Origin of the sequence: Mesorhizobium sp. M7A.F.Ca.CA.004.06.1.1 (assembly GCF_003999135.1) — a bacterium.
Classification (GTDB): Bacteria; Pseudomonadota; Alphaproteobacteria; order Rhizobiales; family Rhizobiaceae; genus Mesorhizobium.
The window spans coordinates 1-2,114 of the sequence record NZ_RZPQ01000905.1 but is presented as its reverse complement, the minus strand read 5'-3'; the positions used below and the strand labels follow the sequence as shown (position 1 = coordinate 2,114).

The 2,114-nt window shown below is 62.5% G+C and carries 3 protein-coding genes; all 3 read right to left on the bottom strand.

What is annotated here, in order from left to right; translation table 11 throughout:
• Positions 1–1,431 (bottom strand): NADH-quinone oxidoreductase subunit L (gene nuoL / locus EN906_RS31950; RefSeq protein ID WP_127375673.1); only part of this gene is annotated, 1,431 nt, incomplete at its 3' end.
• A 10-nt stretch (positions 1,432–1,441) separates the two neighbouring features.
• Positions 1,442–1,750 carry an NADH-quinone oxidoreductase subunit NuoK gene (gene nuoK / locus EN906_RS31945; RefSeq protein ID WP_010910101.1) on the bottom strand — a complete coding sequence of 103 codons (309 nt, stop codon included), beginning with the start codon at positions 1,748–1,750 and terminating at the stop codon, positions 1,442–1,444.
• A 1-nt stretch (position 1,751) separates the two neighbouring features.
• Positions 1,752–2,114 (bottom strand): NADH-quinone oxidoreductase subunit J (locus tag EN906_RS31940; protein WP_206529226.1); only part of this gene is annotated, 363 nt, incomplete at its 5' end.

The window sequence follows — 2,114 nt, the reverse complement described above, 5'->3', positions numbered from 1 at the left end:
TTCATGGACATGGTGCATCACCTCATGGCTCGCCCGCGGCTTGCCGTGGAAGGTCATGAAGATCAGCCGCCAGGAGTAGAAGGAGGTGAAGCAGGCGGCGATGACCAAAAGCACGAAGGCCATGCCGGCAACCGAATTGTGGCCGGCAAAGGCGCTCTCGATGATGGCGTCCTTGGAGAAGAAGCCGGCGGTGCCGATGACCGTCACCGGAATGCCGACGCCGGTCAGCGCCAGCGTGCCGATCACCATCATCCAGTAGGTGGTCGGGATCAGTTTCCTGAGGCCGCCCATCTTGCGCATGTCCTGCTCGTCGGACACGGCATGGATGACCGAGCCCGAGCCGAGGAACAGCAGCGCCTTGAAGAAGGCATGCGTGAACAGGTGGAAGATCGCCGCGCCATAGGCGCCGACGCCGAGTGCCACGAACATGTAGCCGAGCTGCGAGCAGGTCGAGTAGGCGATGACGCGCTTGATGTCGTTCTGGACGAGACCGACGGTGGCCGCGAAGAAGGCCGTGAAGGCACCGATGAAGGTCACCACAGTCAGCGCCGAATGCGACAGTTCGAACAGCGGAGACAGCCGTGCCAGCATGAACACGCCGGCCGTCACCATGGTGGCGGCATGGATCAGCGCGGAAACCGGTGTCGGGCCTTCCATGGCATCCGGCAGCCAGGTGTGCAGCGGCACTTGCGCCGACTTGCCCATGGCGCCCATGAACAGGAGCAGGCAAACGATCGTCATGGCCGCCTGCTTGTCCAGCGCATAGCCGAGGAAGGTCAGCACCGCGGCGCCGTGCGGGGCGCCTTCGGCCGGAATGAACGTCGCCGCATTGGCAAAGATGGTGCCGAGATTGACCGAACCGAACAGCACGAACAGGCCGAAAATGCCGAGCGCGAAGCCGAAATCGCCGACGCGGTTGACGACGAAGGCCTTGATTGCCGCGGCATTGGCCGACGGCTTCTTGTACCAGAAGCCGATCAGCAGATAAGAGGCGAGGCCCACCCCTTCCCAGCCGAAGAACATCTGCACCAGATTGTCTGATGTCACCAGCATCAGCATGGCGAAGGTGAACAGCGACAGATAGGCGAAGAAGCGCGGCCGGTTCGGATCGTGGTGCATGTAGCCGATCGAATAGATGTGAACCAGCGCCGACACGGTGTTGACCACCACCAGCATCACCACCGTCAGCGTGTCGATCCTGAGCGCCCAGGCCGCTTCCAGCCCGCCTGACTGGATCCAGCGCATCACCGGCACGGTGAACACCTCGCCATGGCCGAAACCGACGGTGAAGAAAGCGACCCACGACAGCACGGCCGCGATCACCAGGAAACCGGAGGTGATGTATTCGGACGCCTTGGCGCCGAGCGACGTGCCGAACAGGCCGACGATCAGGAAGCCGAGCAGGGGAAGGAAGACGATGGCCTGATACATGGTGGTTCCGTCAACCCTTCATCATGTTCACGTCTTCGACCGCGATCGAGCCGCGGTTGCGGAAGAAGACGACGAGAATGGCAAGTCCGATGGCGGCCTCGGCCGCCGCGACCGTCAGCACGAACAGCGCGAACACCTGGCCGACCAGATCGCCCAGTGCCGCCGAAAAGGCGACGAAATTGATGTTGACCGCCAGCAGGATCAGTTCGACCGACATCAGGATGACGATGACGTTCTTGCGGTTCAGGAAGATGCCGAACACGCCGAGCGTGAACAGAACAGCCGATACGGTCAGATAATGTGCGATGCCGACAACCATCTCAGAGTCCCTCGCCTGTCTTGACCTTGCGGATTTCCATGCCGGTCGCCGGCGTGCGGCCGACCTGGGCCGCGATCGACTGCCGCTTGACGCCTGGCTTATGGCGCAGGGTCAGCACGATGGCGCCGATCATGGCGACCAGCAGCACGAGGCCCGAAATCTGGAAGTAGTAGAGGTAGTCGGTATAGAGGATGTCGCCGAGCGCGGCGGTATTGGTCCGCGTGGCGAGATCCGGAATGGGTTTGGAGACCGTCGAAGCGAGCTGCGGCGCGAAAGTGTAGCCGCCGAGAACGACGATCAGCTCCGCCGCCAGGATCAGCCCGACCAGCGCGCCTATCGGCGCATATTGCAGTGCGCCTTCCTT